Source organism: Streptomyces sp. NPDC043176, from assembly GCF_056436715.1.
Genome location: NZ_JBWKCA010000006.1, coordinates 39407 through 55635, shown reverse-complemented (window position 1 = coordinate 55635; position 16229 = coordinate 39407). Strand labels below are relative to the sequence as shown.

Sequence of the window (16229 nt, the reverse complement as noted above, 5' to 3'; positions counted from 1 at the left end):
GCCCCCGCCCGGGTAAGGGCGGGGGCTCCGTGCCGTCAGTCGTCGAGGGACAGGAAGGCGTCCGCCTCCTCGATGTCCTCGACGCACTCGTCGATGTCGGAGGCCTTCCCGCCGATGAGGGTGAAGAAGAGGCCGCCCCTCATCGAGATTCCCCGGTCGCCGTGGTCGGCGTGCCACCTGTGGCTCGTGAGGACGTGGCCCCGCCCGTCGACGAAGACGCCGTCGAGCTCGATGCGCATGGTGCCGCCGGTGTACCGGAAGATGTCCCCGTAGTGCGCGAGGACGTTGTCCCGGCCCTTGAAGTGCCCGCCGAACCGGGTGTTGCCGGGCGAGTGGTGGGTGCAGTCGCCGGTCAGGAGGTCGCCCAGCGCCTGCATGTCACCCTTTTCGAACGCGGCGTAGCCCTGGCGCACCAGGGCGGCGTCGGGGTGCTCGTGATAGGTCATGGTCCCGTCACTGCCTTTCGCGAAGGGCCGCCCCCTCTCCTTCAGTTTCGGGGCTAGCCTCTGCCCATGCCACCCGCCAAGAAGCGCACCCGCAGTTACGACTCCGCCAGGATCAGGGCCGCCGTGAGCGCCCAGTTCGGGAACGTGCGGGAGGCGGTGGCCGCGTTCACGCCCGAGCAGCTCGACGGGCCGACGCGGTTGGGGGAGTGGACGGTACGGGACCTGGTGGCTCACCTCGCGTGGATGGTGGACTCCGTCCCGCTGCTGCTCGCCGCGCCCGAGCCGGCGGTGCGGGAACTGGCCCTGCTCGACTGGCCGTCGGTGACGGCGGCGGGGGCGGAACGGATCGACGAGCACACCCGGGGGATCGACGCGGCGGATCCGGTGGGGCTGTGCGCGCGCGTGGCGGAGGAGTACGAGAGGGCGGTCGCCGGGGCGGCGGACGCGCGGTTGCTGCCGGTGAGCTTCGGCGCGATGACGCTCGGGGACTTCCTGGTCACCCGGACCGTCGAGCTCGTCGTCCACACCGACGACCTGAACGCGGCGACCGGCGCCGGCATCCCGTACGACCGCCAGGCCCTCGCCGCCTGTACGCGGCTCCTCGCGGACACGCTCGCCGTGCGGGCGCCGGGCGGGGCGGTGGAGGTCCGTGTCCCGCCGTACGCGGTGGTGCAGTGCGTGGAGGGCCCCCGGCACACCCGGGGCACCCCGCCCAACGTGGTCGAGACGGATCCGCTGACCTGGACGAGGCTCGCCACCGGCCGGACGGACTGGGCGACGGAGCTGCACGAGGCCCACGTCAGCGCCAGCGGCGAACGGGCCGACCTGAAGGACCTGCTGCCGCTCATGGGTTAGGGGCTCTCCTGTCGATCCGGCCGGATCAGGCCCCGCGGGCCCGGCGCGACCGGCAGGACACCCCCAGCCGCGCGCCGGGTACCGGAACCGTGCGGCGGGTCGTTCCGTCTCACCGGCATGCCGAAATCACGCGCAGTCGCCGTCCTGGTCCCGCTCCTGCTGCTCACCGCCTGCGGTACGGAGGGGGGGGGGTGCCGGTCCCGGTGCGGGCACGGTCCAGCCGGACCTGCCGGTGGCGGGGACGCACTGGACGGTGGAGTCCGTGACGGTCGACGGGCGCAGGTCGGCCGCTCCCGACGGCGCGCGCGTCGACTTCGAGGAGGGCCGGGCCCGGGGGAACAGCGGCTGCAACACGTTCGGCGCCGCCGTCACGGTGAAGGGCGACACCCTGACCGTCTCGCCGGCCGAGGTGACCGAGATCGGCTGTCCCGGCGACGCGCAGCGCTTCGAGGCGGAGTTGCTGAAGGCCTTCTCCGGGGCGCTCGAGGGGACGCTGAAGGGCGATGCCCTGCGGCTGGCGTCGGCGGACGGCCGGAACGGCCTGGAGCTGACCGCCGAGCGGGCCGTCCCGCTGCGCGGCACCACCTGGAAGGTCGAGGGGCTGGTGTCGGGGGAGAACGCGGCCTCGCTGCCCGCCGGCAGCGAGGGCAAGGCGCGGATGGTCATCGGCGCGGACGGCCGGGTCACCGGCAACCTCGGCTGCAACGGCTTCTCCGCGACGGCCCGCGTCGACGAGCAGGCGCGGACGCTCACGGTCGAGGGCCCTGCGGCGACCACCCGGATGATGTGCACGAGCCCGCAGATGGCGCTGGAGACGAAGCTGTACGAGCTCCTCGACGGCCCGCTCACCTATCGGCTGAACCACCGAACGCTGACGCTCACCGACTCCTCCGGCGAGGGCCTCACGGCGACGGCGAGCACCGGCTGAGCGGGCGCCGATTGCGAACTCCGTCACATCGCGAGCGGGCTCCGGGCCTGGTACGAGCGTCCGCTCGCGGGCGCCTCGGGGCCGGAATCCCTTCGCGCGCTTGAGTCGTAGGCCTCTCCAAGCCGGAAACGATCATTTCGTGCGATCGCACGAGTCGAGGGGGCCCTGGTTTTCCTCAATTCGGACCAGTGGTCGAGCCCGTCTACACTCGGAAACGTGCCACGTGGTGACGGTCGACTCAATCACGACCTGCTTCCCGGAGAAAAAGGCCCCCAGGACGCTTGTGGCGTCTTCGGTGTCTGGGCTCCGGGTGAAGAGGTCGCAAAGCTCACGTACTTCGGGCTCTACGCCCTCCAGCATCGGGGCCAGGAATCCGCGGGAATCGCGGTCAGCAACGGCTCCCAGATCCTCGTCTTCAAGGACATGGGCCTCGTGTCCCAGGTCTTCGACGAGACCTCTCTCGGTTCCCTCCAAGGTCATATCGCGGTCGGTCACGCCCGCTACTCGACCACCGGGGCGTCCGTGTGGGAGAACGCGCAGCCGACGTTCAGGGCAACCGCCCACGGCTCGATCGCGCTCGGCCACAACGGCAACCTGGTGAACACGGCGCAGCTCGCCGAGATGGTCGCGGACCTGCCCAAGAAGGAAGGCCGCTCCACCCGTGTGGCGGCCACCAACGACACCGACCTCCTCACGGCGCTCCTCGCCGCCCAGGTCGACGAGAACGGCGAGCCGCTCACCATCGAGCAGGCCGCCGCGAAGATCCTCCCCGATGTCCGGGGTGCCTTCTCCCTCGTCTTCATGGACGAGCACACGCTCTACGCGGCCCGTGACCCGCAGGGCATCCGCCCGCTGGTCCTCGGTCGCCTGGAGCGCGGCTGGGTGGTGGCCTCCGAGTCCGCCGCCCTCGACATCTGCGGCGCCACCTACGTCCGCGAGGTCGAGCCGGGCGAGATGATCGCGATCGACGAGAACGGCATCCGCACCTCGCGATTCGCGGAAGCGAAGCCCAAGGGCTGTGTCTTCGAGTACGTGTACCTGGCCCGCCCGGACACGGACATCGCCGGCCGGAACGTCTACCTCTCCCGCGTGGAGATGGGCCGCCGCCTCGCCAAGGAGGCGCCGGTCGAGGCCGACCTGGTGATAGCGACGCCGGAGTCCGGCACCCCGGCCGCGATCGGTTACGCCGAGGCCTCGGGCATCCCCTTCGGCGCCGGCCTGGTGAAGAACGCCTACGTCGGGCGCACCTTCATCCAGCCCTCGCAGACCATCCGCCAGCTCGGCATCCGGCTGAAGCTGAACCCCCTCAAGGACGTCATCAAGGGCAAGCGCCTGGTGGTCGTCGACGACTCGATCGTCCGCGGCAACACCCAGCGCGCCCTGGTCAAGATGCTCCGCGAGGCCGGCGCGGCCGAGATCCACATCCGGATCTCCTCGCCGCCGGTGAAGTGGCCCTGCTTCTTCGGCATCGACTTCGCCACCCGCGCGGAGCTGATCGCCAACGGCATGTCGATCGAGGAGATCGGCAAGTCGCTGGGCGCGGACTCGCTCTCGTACATCTCCATCGACGGGATGATCGAGGCGACCACGATCCAGAAGCCCAACCTCTGCCGTGCCTGCTTCGACGGCGAGTACCCCATGGAGCTTCCGGATCCCGAGCTGCTCGGCAAGCAGCTCCTGGAGACCGAGCTGGCCGCCGGGCCGGCCGCCACCGCGGCCTCCGACGCGCTCCGTCGCCCGTAAGACCCCCGCCGCCCGCGCCGCTCCCGCGGCGCGGGCGGTACGAGCAGCACGACGACACGAAAGCTCTGAACCCATGTCTCAGACCACCGGTGCCAGCTACGCCTCCGCGGGCGTCGACATCGAAGCGGGCGACCGCGCCGTCGAGCTCATGAAGGAGTGGGTGAAGAAGACGCAGCGCCCCGAGGTCCTCGGCGGCCTCGGCGGTTTCGCCGGCCTCTTCGACGCCTCCGCCCTCAAGCGCTACGAGCGTCCGCTGCTCGCCTCCGCGACCGACGGCGTCGGCACGAAGGTCGACATCGCCCGCCAGATGGGCGTGTACGACACCATCGGCCACGACCTCGTCGCCATGGTCATGGACGACATCGTCGTCTGCGGCGCCGAGCCGCTCTTCATGACCGACTACATCTGCGTGGGCAAGGTCCACCCGGAGCGGGTCGCCGCCATCGTCAAGGGCATCGCCGAGGGCTGCGTCCTGGCCGGCTGCGCCCTGGTCGGCGGCGAGACTGCGGAGCACCCGGGCCTCCTCGGCCCGGACGACTTCGACGTGGCCGGCGCCGGCACGGGTGTCGTGGAGTACGACCGGCTGCTCGGCGCCGACCGGATCCGTTCGGGTGACGCGGTCATCGCCATGGCTTCGTCGGGTCTTCACTCCAACGGGTACTCGCTCGTCCGGCACGTGGTCTTCGACCGCGCCGGCATGACCCTCGACCAGCAGGTCGAGGAGCTCGGCCGGACGCTCGGCGAGGAGCTCCTGGAGCCGACGAAGATCTACTCGCTGGACTGCCTGGCCCTCACCCGGACCACGGACGTCCACGCGTACAGCCACATCACGGGCGGCGGTCTCGCCGCCAACCTGGCCCGGGTGATCCCGGACGGTCTGCACGCCACGGTGGACCGCTCGACCTGGACCCCGGGCGCGATCTTCGACCTGGTCGGCAAGGCCGGTCAGGTGGAGCGGCTGGAGCTGGAGAAGACCCTGAACATGGGCGTCGGCATGATGGCCGTCGTGCCGGCGGAGTCCGTGGACGCGGCGCTGACGACGCTCGCGGACCGCGGTGTCGAGTCCTGGGTCGCCGGTGAGATCACCGAGCGCGGGGCGCACACCACGGGCGCGGAGCTGGTCGGGGACTACGCGAAGTAGGACGGGCACAGGGCATGACGTGACGGGGCGCTCCTGAGGGGCGCCCCGTTCGCGTGCCGCACGTGCCGCGCGTGCCGGGTTCGCGTGCCGCACGTGCCGTGCGCGTTCCGTACCCGCCCCCGTGTTCCGTACCTGCCCCGTGTTCCGGGCGCGGACAGCACTGAAACCCGGCCGGGGATTCCCCGGACCGGGTTTCGGTGATTCAGAAGGTCAAGCGCGACGCGGCGACGCAGCAGGACCGGACTCGTCGTCCTCGTCCTCGTCGTCCGTGTTGTAGAGATCCGCGTACTGGGCGTACGGGTCGTCTTCCTCGTCGTCGTCCTCGAACGGCTCGCCATTCGGCGGCTGACTCGAAGTCGATGCGCCCAGCTCATTGGCCAGACGCGTCAGGTCCGTCCCGCCGCTGCTGTACTTCAGCTGGCGGGCGACCTTGGTCTGCTTGGCCTTTGCCCGGCCGCGCCCCATGGCTCGACCCCCTCGGTGACGGGGCTCGATGGCCCCAGAGTCTTGACACGCGTTCATGATTCGGAACGGACTCTCGAAAGAGAGACCGGTCCGTAGGGCTTCAACGGTACCTGTTTCCGCGGGTCTACGGTACGCCGCACGCATCACATACCCCGGTACAGAACCTTCGAGGTGCCCTTTCCTCGCTGGTCAATCGCGATTTTAACCTCTTCCGGAGGGCCGACCCGCCGAGGGGCGTGAGTGAAGTCTCCCCGACGGCGGGCCGGCCCCGGGTGCGGCGCGGCGCGCGGCACCGTCACGGCTCAGCCGCGCCGGGCCTCCGCCATGCGCTGCTCGGCGATCCTGTCGGCCGCCGCGGCCGGCGGAATGCCGTCCGCCTTCGCACGTGCGAAGATCTCCAGGGTGGTGTCGAAGATCTTCGTCGCCTTCTTCTTGCAGCGGTCGAAGTCGAAGCCGTGCAGCTCGTCGGCCACCTGGATCACGCCGCCGGCGTTGACCACGTAGTCGGGCGCGTAGAGGATCCCGCGCTCGGCGAGGTCCTTCTCGATGCCGGCGTGCGCGAGCTGGTTGTTGGCCGCGCCGCAGACGATGCTCGCGGTGAGGAACGGCACGGTCTGGCTGTTCAGGGCGCCGCCCAGCGCGCAGGGCGCGTAGATGTCGAGGCCCTCGACGCGGATCAGCTCGTCGGTGTCGGCGACGACGGTGACCTGGGGGTGCTTGTCGGTGATCCGGCGCACCGACTCCTCGCGCACGTCGGTGATCACGACCTCGGCGCCGTCCTCCAGGAGGTGCTCGACGAGGTAGTGGCCGACCTTGCCGACGCCCGCGACGCCGACCTTGCGGCCGCGGAGGGTCGGGTCGCCCCACAGGGACTGCGCGGAGGCGCGCATGCCCTGGAAGACGCCGAAGGCGGTGAGGACGGAGGAGTCGCCGGCGCCGCCGTTCTCGGGGGAGCGGCCGGTGGTCCACTGGTTCTCGCGGGCGACGACGTCCATGTCGGCGACGTAGGTGCCGACGTCGCAGGCCGTGACGTAGCGGCCGCCGAGCGAGGCCACCATGCGGCCGTAGGCGAGCAGCAGCTCCTCGGTCTTGATCTTCTCCGGGTCGCCGATGATGACGGCCTTGCCGCCGCCGTGGTCGAGGCCGGCCATGGCGTTCTTGTACGACATGCCGCGGGAGAGGTTGAGCGCGTCGGCGATCGCCTCGGCCTCGGTGGCGTACGGGTAGAAGCGGGTGCCGCCGAGGGCGGGGCCCAGGGCGGTGGAGTGGAGGGCGATGACGGCCTTGAGGCCGGATGCGCGGTCCTGACAGAGGACGACCTGCTCGTGGCCACCCTGCTCCGAGTGGAACAGAGTGTTCAGTACGTCGACAGGAACGCCGGTCACATCGGTCACGGTGGTGACTCCCAAGTACGAAGCGGCGGTTTCGGCCCTCCCTGTGGGTGGGGGAGGACCAGTTCGGCAAGAGGTTAAGTCCTACCTGGGCGTAGATCGGCCGCAGTGCTCAGGATCACCCCCTCCCGGAGTACCTCCGTGGAAGGATTCACGACATGTCGGTCGCCTCCCCGGTCCCCGTTCCCTACGCGTCCTACCTGCGGGTGTACGAGCCGCTGGCCGCGTTCCCCGAGCCGGAGCGCAGCCACTGGGCCCGGTACGCCCGCCGGCCCGGCACCCCGGGGGCGCAGGAGGAGCTGCGGCGGTCGCTCGCCGACCTGCTGCCGACGCCGCCGGTGCCGGTGCCGGTCCACGAGAGCGGCGAGGCCTTCGTCGCACACGTGGACGGGGTGGTGGTGATCTGTCCGTGGCGGACCCGGCTGCGGGGGTGGCTGGCGATCCGGGAGCTGGTGGCGGAGGGGTATCCGGCGGCGGTCCTCGACGCGATGCTGCCGCCGGTGGTGCGGGGGCAGGTGGCCGGGGACTTCGAGCGGTGGCTGGGCCGGAATCCGGACGCGCGGCCGTGGATCCGTACGGGGCTGTGGCAGGTGCCGTTGCGGTGGTTCGCACTCTTCGGGGACGAGGAGAGGTCGTACGAGCCGGGGGACGCGGCGGCGGGCCGGGCGCCGGTGCTGCGCTACCGGACGTCGATGGCGCAGGCCCGTCGCCGGCTGGCGCGGGCGCTGCGGGTGCTGCGCGACTCCGCCGACGAGGGGCCGATGACGGAGGGTCTGGTCGACGTGGGGCGCTGGCTGGAGGAGTTCCATCCGCGGGCGCTCGTGGAGCTGGACTTCGGCGGTCTCGTGCACGCGGTGACGGCGGAGTGGCTGGCGGAGGACCGGTCGGCGGCGCAGCTGGCGGAGGGGTTCGCCGCGCTGCGGGCGGGGGACGGGGAGGCGGCGGGCGAGGCGTACGGGCGGCTCGCGGAGCGGTGGCGGGTGGTCAGGGACCTGCGGTTCGCGAACTGACATCAGTCGGGCATCTTCGTCAGGTCGGTATCGACAAGACATGTCCGGCCGGTGTAAATGATCTTCAACGCTTTCCGGATTCCGGGGCTCCGGTGTCTTTTCCGGCCGGCGTCCGGGTCCTTCGGCAGTCGTGGGGTGGGGACGTTGGTCCCGATCCGGGCCTTTGGCTCAAGCGTGACGGACAGCACTTACCGCACCCTTGCGCCCATCACCCACCCTCGTGCCAAAATAGGACAAGGAGTCCGGGGAGGGTTCCTTCCGCCCAAGTACGGGCGGAACGCTCAGCATTGCACTCTATGGGGGGTCTGAGGACTCCTGATCACCCTGTGACTGATCGTCACAGCGGTGTGACTGTCCGTTATGGCATGGTCCATCGACTTCCGCCGCTGATGAACACCTGCGAGGGCAATTCCATCGGTTTGGCCGACGTGGCTGGACGGATGGTGTAGTTGTAGTGCCGAGGACAAGCCGTTCGTCCTATAACCGACTCGGCCCGCTTCTGCCATTTCGGGCAACGCGGGTCAAGGTGCAGAATTTAGAGGAAAGAACCGAGATGGTTCGGTTCTCCCGAGGAGGCCGCTCATGACCGCTCGCACCCCTGATGCCGAGCCGCTGCTGACCCCTGCCGAGGTTGCCACGATGTTCCGTGTCGACCCGAAGACGGTGACCCGTTGGGCCAAGGCGGGCAAGCTCACGTCCATCCGCACCCTGGGTGGGCATCGCCGTTATCGCGAGGCCGAGGTTCGCGCTCTGCTGGCGGGTATTCCGCAGCAGCGCAGCGAAGCCTGAGGCTCGCTCAACACCCCGCAGCACCCCGTAACACCGGGCACGTCCGGGTCCCCCAATCCGGTCGCCCACCCCTAGTACTGCCGACGGCGTCCTGCCCCAACAGGCCTCCGTCAACGATCGCGCTGGACTCCGCCGGGTCCAGCGCGATCTTTTTTGTGTCCGGTGCCACTCCTCGAAGGGTGGTGCAATTGCACATATTAAATCGGACCCATGTAGGAAGGGTGTAAGTGAAGCGGTTTCTGAAACTCTTTCAGTGACACCCGTCACACTGGCCAAGTCTTGCCAAGGAACAGCCTGCCACCTCCCGGATCGCCCCCAACCCGCCGTTGGTCATGGGTCGGTGGGACTTTCGCCCCGCGCGGCCGGCGACCCGGCCCCGAGCCCGTAGGGCCTCGTGACGGCCGCTTCGGGAGACCGGAGGGTCCGGGAGGGCGGCCGGGTGCGACGAGGCCGCCAGGAGGGCGCACAGCCCGCCGCACCCGTGGCGAGCGGCACGGGTACACGACGAAGGCCCGCATCGTGTGATGCGGGCCTTCGTGAAAGCGATCCTGACGGGACTTGAACCCGCGACCTCCACCTTGACAGGGTGGCGAGCTAACCAACTGCTCCACAGGACCTTGTTTCGCAACCGCTGCGAAGTGGCTGCGAGGAAGACTGTACAGCAGGTCAGCGGTCTGGTCGAACCGAGCGCCGACCGGACCCGCGGAGGGGCCCGGAGGCGGGGCCGGTCAGGGCGCCGCCGCGTCGATCGCCTTCACGATCCGCTTGTCCGAGATCGGGTACGCGGTGCCCAGGGCGTGCGCGAAGTAGCTCACCCGCAGCTCCTCGATCATCCAGCGGATGTCCGTGACCTCGGTCGGCACGGGACGGCCCTTCGGGAGCTGCTCCAGCAGCCAGGCGTACTCGTCCTGCATCTCCCGGACCTTCTCCATCCGGGTGGTGTCCCGCTGGACGCCGGTCGGCATCTGCTGGAGCCGCCGGTCCACCGCCACCAGGTAGCGCATCAGGTCGGGCAGCCGCTTGAGGCCCGTACGGGTGACGAAGCCGGCCGGCATCAGCCAGGCCAGCTGCGCCCGCACGTCGGTCAGGTTGTCGATCAGGGCCAGGCTGTTCGTCGCCTTCAGCCGGCGCTCGCACGCCTGCCAGGCGGCCAGGATCTGCTGGACCTGGCCCACCGTCCGCACGGTCGTGTCGACGAGGTCCGCGCGGACCTTGTCGTACAGCTTCCGGAAGGACTCCTCGTCCCAGGCCGGGCCGCCGTGGTCCGCGATCAGCTTGTCGGCGGCGGCGGTGGCGCAGTCGTCGAAGAGCGCCTGGATCGAGCCGTGCGGGTTCGCGGACAGGGCCAGCTTCTGCTGGTTGGTGAGCTTGTCCGAGGCGAACTTCGCCGGGTTCACCGGGATGTTCAGCATGATCAGCTTCCGGGTGCCCCGCCACATCGCCTGCGCCTGCTCGGCCTCCGTGTCGAAGAGCCGGACGGCGACGGTCGCGCCCTCGTCCACCAGCGCCGGGTACGCCTTGACCGGCTGCCCGGCGCGACGGGTCTCGAAGACCTTCGTGAGGCCGCCGATCGTCCAGTCCGTGAGCCCCGTGCGCTCCAGGGAGGGCCCGGAGCCGTCCGGGCCGCCCGTGGCCGCCGCGGCGGCCTGGGAGAGGGCCTTGCGGGCCTTGGGGCGCAGCTGCAGCCGCAGCGTCTCCAGGTCCTTGTCCTCGGCGAGCTTCCGGCGCCGCTCGTCGACGATCCGGAAGGTCACCTTGAGGTGCTCGGGGACCTTCGCCCAGTCGAAGTCCTCGGGCGTGACCGGGACGCCGACCATCCGCTGGAGCTCGCGGGCGAGCGCACCCGTCAGCGGCTCCTGCACGGGCACCACCGCGTCCAGGAAGCGGCCCGCGAAGTTCGGCGCGGGCACGTAGTGACGGCGGATCGGCTTCGGCAGGGAACGGATCAGCTCCGTGACGACCTCCGCGCGCAGGCCCGGGATCTGCCACTCGAAGCCGTCGTCCGTCACCTGGTTCAGCACCTGGAGCGGCACGTGGACGGTCACGCCGTCCGCGTCCGCGCCCGGCTCGAACTGGTACGTCACCCGGAACTTCAGCGGGCCCTGCCGCCACGAGTCCGGGTAGTCGTCCTTGGTGACGGCCCCCGCCTTCTCGTTGATGAGCATCTCGCGCTCGAAGTCGAGGAACTCCGGCTCCTCGTGGCGCTTGTGCTTCCACCAGGAGTCGAAGTGGGCTCCGGACACCACGTGTTCGGGGACGCGCTTGTCGTAGAAGTCGAAGAGCGTCTCGTCGTCGACGAGGATGTCCCGGCGCCGGGCGCGGTGTTCGAGCTCCTCGACCTCGGTGAGGAGCTTGCGGTTGTCGGCGAAGAACTTGTGGTGGGTGCGCCAGTCGCCCTCGACGAGCGCGTTCCGGATGAACAGGTCGCGGGAGACCTCCGGGTCGATCCGGCCGTAGTTCACCTTGCGGTCGGCGACGATCGGGACGCCGTACAGCGTCACCTTCTCGAAGGCCATCACGGCCGCCTGGTCCTTCTCCCAGTGCGGCTCGCTGTACGTCTTCTTCACCAGGTGCTGGGCCAGCGGCTCGATCCACTCGGGCTCGATCCGGGCGTTGACCCGGGCCCAGAGCCGCGAGGTCTCCACCAGCTCGGCCGACATGACGAAGCGCGGGGGCTTCTTGAAGAGCGCGGACCCGGGGAAGATCGCGAACTTGGCGTTCCGGGCGCCCAGGTACTCGCCCCGGCCGCCGTCGCGGCGCGAGCCGTCCTTCGCCCCGTCCTTGGACTCCTTCACGTCCTTCAGGCCGATGTGGCTCAGGAGGCCCGAGAGGAGGGAGACGTGCACGGACTGCTCCGGCGCGTCCTCCTCGTTGAGGTGGATGCCCATCTGCTTGGCGACCGTGCGCAGCTGGCTGTAGATGTCCTGCCACTCGCGGATGCGCAGGAAGTTCAGGTACTCCTGCTTGCACATCCGGCGGAAGGAGCTGGAGCCGCGCTCCTTCTGCTGCTCGCGGACGTACCGCCACAGGTTGAGGAAGGCGAGGAAGTCGCTCGTCTCGTCCTTGAAGCGGGCGTGCTGCTGGTCGGCCTGCGCCTGCTTCTCGGACGGCCGCTCGCGCGGGTCCTGGATGGAGAGCGCCGCCGCGATGACCATGACCTCGCGGACGCAGCCGTTCTTGTCGGCCTCCAGGACCATCCGGGCGAGCCGGGGGTCCACGGGCAGCTGGGACAGCTTGCGGCCCTGCTGCGTCAGCCGCTTCTTCGGGTCCTTCTCCGCCGGGTCGATCGCCCCGAGCTCCTGGAGGAGCTGCACGCCGTCGCGGATGTTGCGGTGGTCCGGCGGGTCGATGAAGGGGAACTTCTCGATGTCGCCGAGGCCGGCGGCGGTCATCTGGAGGATGACGGACGCCAGGTTCGTACGGAGGATCTCGGCGTCCGTGAACTCCGGACGGGTCAGGAAGTCGTCCTCCGAGTACAGCCGGATGCAGATGCCGTCGGACGTACGGCCGCAACGGCCCTTGCGCTGGTTGGCGCTGGCCTGGCTGACCGGCTCGATCGGCAGGCGCTGGACCTTCGTGCGGTGCGAGTAGCGCGAGATGCGGGCGGTGCCCGGGTCGATCACGTACTTGATGCCGGGGACGGTCAGCGAGGTCTCGGCGACGTTCGTGGCGAGGACGATCCGGCGGCCGGAGTGGGCCTGGAAGACGCGGTGCTGCTCGGCGTGGGACAGGCGGGCGTAGAGCGGGAGGACCTCGGTGTTCCGCAGCTGCCGCTTGAGGAGGGCGTCCGCGGTGTCGCGGATCTCGCGCTCGCCGGAGAGGAAGACCAGGACGTCGCCGGGGCCCTCGGCCTGCAGCTCGTCGACGGCGTCGCAGATCGCGGTGATCTGGTCCCGGTCCGACTCCTCGGAGTCCTCCTCCAGGAGGGGCCGGTAGCGGACCTCGACCGGGTACGTGCGGCCGCTGACCTCGACGATCGGGGCGTCGCCGAAGTGGCGGGAGAAACGCTCGGGGTCGATCGTCGCGGAGGTGATCACGACCTTGAGGTCGGGGCGCTTCGGGAGCAGCTGGGCCAGGTAGCCGAGCAGGAAGTCGATGTTGAGGGACCGCTCGTGGGCCTCGTCGATGATGATCGTGTCGTAGGCCCGCAGCTCGCGGTCCGTCTGGATCTCGGCGAGCAGGATGCCGTCGGTCATCAGCTTCACGAAGGTCGCGTCGGGGTTCACCTGGTCCGTGAAGCGGACCTTCCAGCCGACGGCCTCGCCCAGCGGGGTCCTCAGCTCCTCGGCGACGCGCTCCGCGACCGTGCGGGCCGCGATCCGGCGCGGCTGGGTGTGCCCGATCATGCCCCGGACGCCCCGGCCGAGCTCCAGGCAGATCTTCGGGATCTGGGTCGTCTTTCCGGAACCCGTCTCACCGGCGACGATCACGACCTGGTGGTCGCGTATCGCCTCCAGGATCTCGTCCTTCTTCTGCGAGACGGGCAGCTGTTCGGGATACGTGACCGCGGGCACGCGGGAGGCGCGCCCGTCGACGCGCTCCTTGGCCTTGGCCGCCTCGGCGGCGATCTCGTCCAGGACGGCCGCGCGGGCCTCGGGCTTGCGGATGCGGCGGGCGCCTTCGAGACGGCGGCCGAGCCGGTGGGAGTCCCGCAGCGAGACCTCGGCCAGGACGGACTGGAGGGCGGCGAAGGAAGTAGACATACGGGATCCAGGATCGCACCTGCGGCCGAGAAGCGGCGAACCCATTTACGACCGTCCGCCGGGCCGCCGCCGGGCGCACCGGGCGCGCCGCCGACGGCGGGGCCGCCGGGTGCCCCCTCGCGCGTGCGCGAGCCGTCACCGTGCGCGTCCGCCCGTGCCGGGTTCACCTCGTTCCCTCCCGGTGTGGGGCCGTATGCGGAGTCACGACCGGGGCCGTATCTATCGTGATCGCATGTCCAACCCCACGACCAAGCCCTCGTCCCCGTCCGCGTCCAAGTCCAGGCCGGTCCTGATCGTGTCCGCGGTGGCGGCCGCCGCCGTGCTGCTCGGCGTCGTCTCGTACACCGCGACCAAGCCCTCGTCGCCCGGCGCCGCCGGCTCCTCGCCGGTCGCCGAGGTCTCCGCCGACCCGGCCGCGGGCGTCTACCCCCGGCTGGAGGCGTACGCCCGCCGCGACGCGGCCGACAAGCTCGCCCTGGGCCGGGCCGACGCGCCCGTCGTGCTCATCGAGTACGCCGACTTCAAGTGCGGCTACTGCGGGAAGTTCGCCCGGGACACCGAGCCCGTCCTGGTGCGGAAGTACGTCGAGAACGGCACCCTGCGCATCGAGTGGCGGAACTTCCCGATCTTCGGCGAGGAGTCGGAGGCCGTCGCCCGCGCCTCCTGGGCCGCGGGGCAGCAGGGCAGGTTCTGGGAGTTCCACAAGGCCGCCTACGCCGAGGGCGCCAAGGAGAAGGGCTTCGGCAAGGACCGGCTCGCCGTCCTCGCGAAGGAGGCGGGCGTCCCCGACGCGGCCCGGTTCGCGAAGGACATCGACAGCGAGGCGGCCCGGGAGGCCGTGCGGAAGGACCAGGAGCAGGGGTACGAGCTCGGCGCCACGTCCACCCCGTCGTTCCTGGTCAACGGCCGGCCGATCGCCGGAGCCCAGCCCCTGGAGACCTTCACGGAGGCGATCGAGGCGGCCGCGAAGGCGGCCCCGTCGAAGGCCGGCCGGTGACCTCCGGCATCGGGTACCTCGCCGCGTTCCTCGGCGGCCTGCTCGCCCTCCTCAGCCCCTGCAGCGCCCTGCTCCTGCCCGCCTTCTTCGCGTACTCCATCGACACGCGCGCGAAGCTGGTGGCCAGGACCGGCATCCTCTACGCCGGCCTGGCGACGACCCTCGTCCCGCTCGGCGCGGCCGGTTCCCTCGCGGGCCGGTTCTTCTACGGCCACCGGGACCTCCTCGTCGCGGCCGGCGGCTGGCTGATCATCGGGCTCGGCGTCCTCCAGGTCCTCGGCCTCGGCTTCACCTCGCGCCGGGCCGCCGAGGCGAGCGGCCGGATCCGGCCCACCTCGGCGCTCTCCGTCTACGCCCTCGGCCTGGTCTACGGCCTCGCGGGCTTCTGCGCCGGCCCGATCCTCGGCAGCGTCCTGACGGTGGCGGCGCTCAGCGGCAGCCCGGCGTACGGCGGACTGCTCCTCGCGGTGTACGCGCTCGGCATGGCGGTCCCGCTGTTCGTCCTCGCCCTGCTCTGGGAGCGGTACGACCTGGGCCGCCGGCGCTGGCTGCGCGGCCGGCCGATCCGGCTCGGCCGGTTCGAGGTCCACTCCGCCTCGCTGCTCTCGGGCCTCTTCTTCGTGACCCTCGGCACGCTGTTCCTGGTCTTCGACGGGACGACGGCGCTGCCGGGCCCGCTGTCCGTGGACGAGTCGTTCGCGGTGGAGGAGCGGGTCGCCTCGCTCGGCCGCGCCGTGCCGGACTGGGCGCTGCTCGTCGCCGTCGTGGCCGTCGCCGCGGTCGTGCTCGCGGTGCGGGGCCGGCGGGCGGGCCGGACGCGGGAACCCGAGGAGACGTGACGGTACGGGGGAGGGGCGCGGGCCCCTTCCCCGTACGGGTGGTTCCGGGGCGGCTTTCCGGCGCGCGGCCGTTTGGGGTCTCCGGGGAACGCGGAAGGCCCCGTTCTTTCGAACGGGGCCTTCTCTCTGTGGCTGGGGCCGGGGTCGAACCGGCGACCTATCGCTTTTCAGGCGATCGCTCGTACCAACTGAGCTACCCAGCCGAGAGACTGTTTCCAGTCTCCGCGAACCTGACGGGACTTGAACCCGCGACCTCCACCTTGACAGGGTGGCGAGCTAACCAACTGCTCCACAGGTCCTTGCTATGTGCGAGCACTAGTCTCGCACACGGTAATGCGTACCCCCAACGGGATTCGAACCCGTGCTACCGCCTTGAAAGGGCGGCGTCCTGGGCCACTAGACGATGAGGGCTAAGGGCCCACCTGCGCGCTTCTCAGCGCGTCGGGGACGTCTGAAGCATATGGGATGGCGGCCGCTATCGCCAAAACGGTTTCCCCGAGGGGGAGAATGGGCGGGTGCTGGAGATGACGCGCGAGGAGTTCGAGGAGCTTGTCGCCGAGGCCCTGGACCGGATTCCGCCGGAGCTGATGCGGCTGATGGACAACGTCGCCGTGTTCGTGGAGGACGAGCCCGCCCCGGACGATCCGGAGCTGCTCGGGCTCTACGAGGGGACGCCGCTCACCGAGCGGGGCGAGTGGTACGCCGGGGTGCTGCCGGACCGGATCACGATCTACCGGGGCCCGACGCTGCGGATGTGCGAGTCGCGCGAGGACGTGGTCGCGGAGACCGAGATCACCGTGGTCCACGAGATCGCCCACCACTTCGGCATCGACGACGAGCGGCTGCACGCGCTGGGCTACGGCTGAGCCGGCCGGGCGGCATCCGGGCGTGTCCCTTGTGGCGCAAAGGGAGTTGGGCAGGC

13 protein-coding genes and 4 tRNA genes are annotated in these 16229 nt (G+C 70.5%); 9 read left to right on the top strand and 8 right to left on the bottom strand.

Going from position 1 to position 16229, the window contains the following annotated elements:
- Positions 1-35: 35 nt before the first annotated feature.
- The gene (locus AC067A_RS11600) at positions 36-446 is read right to left on the bottom strand and encodes a nuclear transport factor 2 family protein (RefSeq protein ID WP_478617917.1); all 411 of its coding nucleotides are present in this window, start codon (positions 444-446) and stop codon (positions 36-38) included.
- Between the two features lie 66 nt (positions 447-512).
- On the opposite strand from AC067A_RS11600, the gene AC067A_RS11595 reads away from it, so the two are divergent.
- From AC067A_RS11595 to purM, 4 genes are all read left to right on the top strand, one after another.
- Positions 513-1301: a maleylpyruvate isomerase family mycothiol-dependent enzyme gene (locus AC067A_RS11595; RefSeq protein ID WP_478617914.1), complete on the top strand. Its 789-nt coding sequence runs from the start codon at positions 513-515 to the stop codon at positions 1299-1301.
- A 262-nt stretch (positions 1302-1563) separates the two neighbouring features.
- Entirely contained in the window at positions 1564-2229 is a 666-nt protein-coding gene (locus tag AC067A_RS11590) for an META domain-containing protein (protein ID WP_478617912.1), read from the top strand.
- Positions 2230-2445: 216 nt separating this feature from the next.
- Positions 2446-3972: an amidophosphoribosyltransferase gene (gene purF, locus AC067A_RS11585; RefSeq protein ID WP_376485868.1), complete on the top strand. Its 1527-nt coding sequence runs from the start codon at positions 2446-2448 to the stop codon at positions 3970-3972.
- Positions 3973-4045: 73 nt separating this feature from the next.
- Positions 4046-5113 carry a phosphoribosylformylglycinamidine cyclo-ligase gene (purM, locus tag AC067A_RS11580; protein ID WP_376485870.1) on the top strand — a complete coding sequence of 356 codons (1068 nt, stop codon included), beginning with the start codon at positions 4046-4048 and terminating at the stop codon, positions 5111-5113.
- Positions 5114-5323: 210 nt separating this feature from the next.
- Here purM and AC067A_RS11575 read toward each other — a convergent pair whose 3' ends face one another.
- Complete coding sequence (locus AC067A_RS11575; protein WP_019887615.1) at positions 5324-5578, bottom strand: DUF3073 domain-containing protein; 255 nt, start codon at positions 5576-5578, stop codon at positions 5324-5326.
- 302 nt (positions 5579-5880) lie between these two features.
- The gene (locus tag AC067A_RS11570) at positions 5881-6972 is read right to left on the bottom strand and encodes a Leu/Phe/Val dehydrogenase (RefSeq protein ID WP_478617906.1); all 1092 of its coding nucleotides are present in this window, start codon (positions 6970-6972) and stop codon (positions 5881-5883) included.
- Between the two features lie 155 nt (positions 6973-7127).
- Here AC067A_RS11570 and AC067A_RS11565 point away from each other — a divergent pair, with 155 nt between their 5' ends.
- Both AC067A_RS11565 and bldC read left to right on the top strand, forming a co-directional pair.
- Complete coding sequence (locus tag AC067A_RS11565) at positions 7128-7979, top strand: DUF8083 family protein (protein WP_478617903.1); 852 nt, start codon at positions 7128-7130, stop codon at positions 7977-7979.
- 582 nt (positions 7980-8561) lie between these two features.
- Complete coding sequence (gene bldC / locus AC067A_RS11560; RefSeq protein ID WP_003949541.1) at positions 8562-8768, top strand: developmental transcriptional regulator BldC; 207 nt, start codon at positions 8562-8564, stop codon at positions 8766-8768.
- A gap of 543 nt (positions 8769-9311) precedes the next feature.
- Here the strand turns inward: bldC and AC067A_RS11555 are convergent.
- Positions 9312-9385, bottom strand: a tRNA-Asp gene (locus tag AC067A_RS11555).
- Positions 9386-9496: 111 nt separating this feature from the next.
- The gene (gene hrpA / locus AC067A_RS11550; protein WP_478617901.1) at positions 9497-13471 is read right to left on the bottom strand and encodes an ATP-dependent RNA helicase HrpA; all 3975 of its coding nucleotides are present in this window, start codon (positions 13469-13471) and stop codon (positions 9497-9499) included.
- Positions 13472-13703: 232 nt separating this feature from the next.
- On the opposite strand from hrpA, the gene AC067A_RS11545 reads away from it, so the two are divergent.
- Entirely contained in the window at positions 13704-14468 is a 765-nt protein-coding gene (locus AC067A_RS11545; protein WP_478617898.1) for a DsbA family protein, read from the top strand.
- Positions 14465-15307 carry a cytochrome c biogenesis CcdA family protein gene (locus AC067A_RS11540; RefSeq protein WP_478617895.1) on the top strand — a complete coding sequence of 281 codons (843 nt, stop codon included), beginning with the start codon at positions 14465-14467 and terminating at the stop codon, positions 15305-15307. Before AC067A_RS11545 ends, AC067A_RS11540 begins: the two co-directional genes overlap by 4 nt.
- A 129-nt stretch (positions 15308-15436) precedes the next feature.
- On the opposite strand, the gene AC067A_RS11535 is transcribed toward AC067A_RS11540, so the two are convergent.
- From AC067A_RS11535 to AC067A_RS11525, 3 genes are all read right to left on the bottom strand, one after another.
- Positions 15437-15510: transfer RNA gene (locus AC067A_RS11535), tRNA-Phe, on the bottom strand.
- Between the two features lie 22 nt (positions 15511-15532).
- Positions 15533-15606 (bottom strand) — tRNA-Asp (locus tag AC067A_RS11530).
- A 39-nt stretch (positions 15607-15645) separates the two neighbouring features.
- Positions 15646-15718: transfer RNA gene (locus tag AC067A_RS11525), tRNA-Glu, on the bottom strand.
- A 104-nt stretch (positions 15719-15822) separates the two neighbouring features.
- Here AC067A_RS11525 and AC067A_RS11520 point away from each other — a divergent pair.
- Entirely contained in the window at positions 15823-16173 is a 351-nt protein-coding gene (locus AC067A_RS11520; RefSeq protein WP_478617892.1) for a metallopeptidase family protein, read from the top strand.
- Positions 16174-16229 lie beyond the last annotated feature (56 nt).

Excerpts from the sequence above, each read along its gene's own strand:
- AC067A_RS11600 (WP_478617917.1), bottom strand. The coding sequence starts at position 446 with ATGACCTATCACGAGCACCCCGACGCCGCCCTGGTGCGCCAGGGCTAC.
- hrpA (WP_478617901.1), bottom strand. The coding sequence starts at position 13,471 with ATGTCTACTTCCTTCGCCGCCCTCCAGTCCGTCCTGGCCGAGGTCTCG.
- purM (WP_376485870.1), top strand. The coding sequence starts at position 4,046 with ATGTCTCAGACCACCGGTGCCAGCTACGCCTCCGCGGGCGTCGACATC.
- AC067A_RS11575 (WP_019887615.1), bottom strand. The coding sequence starts at position 5,578 with ATGGGGCGCGGCCGGGCAAAGGCCAAGCAGACCAAGGTCGCCCGCCAG.
- AC067A_RS11595 (WP_478617914.1), top strand. The coding sequence starts at position 513 with ATGCCACCCGCCAAGAAGCGCACCCGCAGTTACGACTCCGCCAGGATC.
- bldC (WP_003949541.1), top strand. The coding sequence starts at position 8,562 with ATGACCGCTCGCACCCCTGATGCCGAGCCGCTGCTGACCCCTGCCGAG.
- AC067A_RS11545 (WP_478617898.1), top strand. The coding sequence starts at position 13,704 with ATGTCCAACCCCACGACCAAGCCCTCGTCCCCGTCCGCGTCCAAGTCC.
- AC067A_RS11565 (WP_478617903.1), top strand. The coding sequence starts at position 7,128 with ATGTCGGTCGCCTCCCCGGTCCCCGTTCCCTACGCGTCCTACCTGCGG.